The sequence below is a fragment of the Kribbella sp. NPDC050281 genome (genome assembly GCF_040655855.1).
GTDB lineage: Bacteria > Actinomycetota > Actinomycetes > Propionibacteriales > Kribbellaceae > Kribbella.
Window position 1 is genome coordinate 1 of the sequence record NZ_JBFAKS010000098.1, and the last position, 1916, is coordinate 1916.

The following is a 1916-nucleotide window of genomic DNA, read 5'->3' on the forward strand; positions in this document are numbered from 1 at the left end:
CCACCGGACGCCTGCACTACCGCATCCGCGACCGCAAACGATGGCGCGAGTTCCTCGGCTTCCTCAAAACCCTGCGCCGTCGCTGGCCCGACCAGCGTCTCCACCTGATCGTGGACAACTTCTCCCCGCACAAGCATCCCGAGGTCCGCGCCTGGTGCGCGACCAACCGCGTCGAGTTGGTGTTCCTACCGACCTACGCGTCCTGGCTAAACTGGATCGAGGCCGAGTTCGCCGCGCTGCGCTATTTCGCGCTCAACGGCACCGACCACCGCAACCACGCCGAGCAGAACGCCGCCATCGCCGCCCATGTCCGCTGGCGCGACGCCCGCACCCAACCCAAGACCAACTTCGCCGTCGACTCACCGATCCGAACCTGGACCAGTTACCCGATCAAGGCTGCGTGACAAGCCACTAGGATCAAGATTGTCAGTGGCGTCCACCAGAGTGGTGTGCGGCAGGCCCGGTGACGGGCGAGACGTCGTGTAGGGCGGCCATCGCGTGATCTTCTGGAGACCTCTCACAGTGCTTCAGAAAGCGACTCACGCGATGACCGCACCGAGCAGTATCGACCCTGCCCGTTTCCTGCACGAGCACCTGGCCTCCGCCTCCCCGGACCTGCTGCGCTCGATGCTGACCACCTTCATCAACACCCTGATGTCCGCCGAGGCCGACGCCGTCTGCGGCGCCAGCTACGGCGAATCGAGTCCTGACAGGACGAACGTGCGCAACGGCTACCGGCACCGCGAGTTCGACACCCGCGCCGGCACCCTCGATGTGGCGATCCCCAAACTGCGGCAGGGCAGCTACTTCCCAGACTGGCTGCTCGAGCGACGCCGCCGCGCCGAACGCGCCCTGACCACGGTGGTGGCCACCTGCTACCTGCTCGGCGTCAGCACGCGGCGGATGGAGAAGCTGGTCGAATCGCTCGGGATCACCCGCCTGTCCAAGTCCCAGGTCTCCACAATGGCCGCCGAACTCGACGCCCACGTCGCGGACTTCCGGACCCGCCCGCTCGACCAAGGCCCCTACACGTTCGTCGCCGCCGACGCCCTGGTGCTCAAGGTCCGCGAGGGCGGGCGGGTGGTCAACGTGCACGCCCTGCTCGCGACCGGCGTCAACGCCGACGGACACCGCGAGATCCTGGGCCTGCAGGTCACCTCGGCCGAGGACGGCGCCGGCTGGCTCGGGTTCTTCCGCGATTTGACCGCCCGCGGCCTGACCGGGGTCCGGCTCGTCACCTCCGACGCGCACCGCGGACTGGTCGAAGCCATCGGCGCCACCCTGCCCGGCGCGTCCTGGCAAAGGTGCCGCACCCACTACGCAGCCAACCTGATGGCCGCCACCCCGAAGGCGTCCTGGCCGTGGGTTCGTGCGTTGCTGCACTCGGTCTATGACCAGCCCGACGCCACCTCGGTGCACGCCCAGTTCGACCGCGTGTTGGACGCGGTGGCCGACAAACTCCCCAAGGTGGCCGAACACCTCGACACCGCCCGCGCGGACGTGCTGGCCTTCACCGGATTCCCGAAGGAACTGTGGCGCCAGATCTGGTCCAACAACCCCAGCGAGCGGCTGAACCGGGAGATCCGCCGCCGCACCGACGTGGTCGGCATCTTCCCCGACCGCGACTCCCTGATCCGCCTCGTCGGCGCCGTGCTGGCCGAGCAACACGACGAATGGGCCGAAGGACGCCGCTACCTCGGCCTCGACGTCCTGGCCCGCGCCCGCCTCACCGCCGTCCCCGACGCCCCCACCAACGCCGAGGAGGTGACAGCCACCGACACCAGCCCGGCGCTCAGCGCCTGACCAACCAGGAAGATCGCGCAACAACCGCCAAACACCACGCCAGCGGACTTGACCATCAGCCGTCATCCGGTCAGCCGCGATTAAGCATCCCGGACGCCACCCGTTGTCGTCAT

General features: G+C 68.3%; 2 protein-coding genes. Both read left to right on the forward strand.

Annotation, left to right across the window (positions count from 1 at the left end; all coding sequences use genetic code 11):
• Window positions 1–404, forward strand: a 404-nt coding sequence (locus AB0I34_RS44070; RefSeq protein WP_360458697.1) for a transposase, incomplete at its 5' end; no start/stop codon positions are given.
• Window positions 405–546: 142 nt separating this feature from the next.
• Window positions 547–1803: an IS256 family transposase gene (locus AB0I34_RS44075; RefSeq protein ID WP_360458700.1), complete on the forward strand. Its 1257-nt coding sequence runs from the start codon at window positions 547–549 to the stop codon at window positions 1801–1803.
• Window positions 1804–1916: the final 113 nt, after the last annotated feature.